Genomic DNA, 1,288 nt, shown 5'->3' with positions numbered 1-1,288 from the left:
GTCGAGCACGCCCTCATGGCCCGCCTGCGGTAGCTGTCCCCCGGCGTTTCACATGGAAGGCCGCGTTCCCCTCCCGGGAGCGCGGCCTTCCGCGTGAAACCGCCCCCGTGCCCCGCCGCGTCCACTACGTTGTCGAGGGGACCTCGGGGGAGGCGGGATGAGCACGTACGACCGTACGGACCGGATCGGCAACTTCACGGTCGTCCGCACGCTCGGCAACGGCGGCATGGGCAAGGTCTACCTCTGCCGGACCCCCGCCGGGCAGCGGCTCGCGGTCAAGGTGATCCGCCGGGACCTGGCCGACCTCCAGGAGATCAGACAGCGCTTCGCCCGCGAGGTGGACGCCCTCCTCGACGTCCACAGCCCCTACACCGTGCCCGTCTACGCCGCCGAGACCGTCCGGCCGCCCCTCTGGCTCGCCACCCGCTACGTGGCGGGGCCCACCCTGGAGGCCAGGGTCTCCGGCGAAGGGCCGCTGCCCGAGCCGCAGGTGGCGGCACTCGGCTGCATGCTCGCGGAGGCGCTCTCCGAGGTGCACGCGCGCGGGGTGATCCACCGCGACGTCAAACCGAGCAACATCATCCTGGAGAACGGCGAACCCCGCCTCATCGACTTCGGGATCGCCCGCACGACGGCGGCGACGAAAAGACTGACCCTCCCCGGGGCGGTCCTCGGCACCCACGGCTACATGGCGCCCGAACAGCTCCTGGGACGCGAACCGACCCCGGCCGTCGACGTCTTCGCCCTCGGCGCCGTCCTCGCGTACGCGGCCACGGGCCGGCCGGCCTTCGGCACCGGACTGCCCGCGAGCATCCGGATCCTCGAAGGCAGGAGCCCCTTCCTGACCGGGGTGTCCACGCCGCTCGCCGGGCTGATCACCGCCTGTCTGTCCACCGCCGCTGCCGACCGCCCGCTGCCCCACCTGCTCGTGACCGCGCTCTCCGGCCTCCTCGGGACCGCCCCCGGCACCGAACCCGGCAGCGCCGGAGGCGGCCGGGAACGCACCGAGCCCGTGCCCGATCCCCCGCACCGCTGCCATCTGCCCGCGCGGAGCGGCGCCGGTGACCCGTGCGCGCTGCGCCCGATCGCCTCCCGGCTCCTCGCCTCGGGGCTCTCCCGGTCCCTCGTCCAGAAGGCGGTTCTGCACCATGCCCGCTGAACACGCCGTCGAACTGCGCGACGGCTGGGAGCCCTTGGTACGCGAATGGGCGCGCCGCATCGGCGAACCCGTGGCGAGCGAGGACGGCGCCCTCTACCTGGAGGCCAGGGCCGGCGGCCCGACCGGGCC

Annotated in this window: 1 protein-coding gene; it reads left to right on the top strand. The window is 74.1% G+C overall.

What is annotated here, in order from left to right:
- Positions 1 to 157 precede the first annotated feature (157 nt).
- Complete coding sequence (locus tag CCN56_RS40405) at positions 158 to 1,159, top strand: serine/threonine-protein kinase (protein ID WP_086832524.1); 1,002 nt, start codon at positions 158 to 160, stop codon at positions 1,157 to 1,159.
- The last annotated feature ends 129 nt before the right edge of the window (positions 1,160 to 1,288 follow it).

The sequence above is a fragment of the Streptomyces sp. NRRL B-24572 genome (assembly GCF_002156145.1).
Classification (GTDB): domain Bacteria; phylum Actinomycetota; class Actinomycetes; order Streptomycetales; family Streptomycetaceae; genus Streptomyces; species Streptomyces vietnamensis.
The sequence above is the reverse complement of the archived record's forward strand: the minus strand, read 5'-3'. Positions and strand labels throughout refer to the sequence as shown.

Excerpts from the sequence above, each read along its gene's own strand:
- CCN56_RS40405 (WP_086832524.1), top strand. The coding sequence starts at position 158 with ATGAGCACGTACGACCGTACGGACCGGATCGGCAACTTCACGGTCGTC.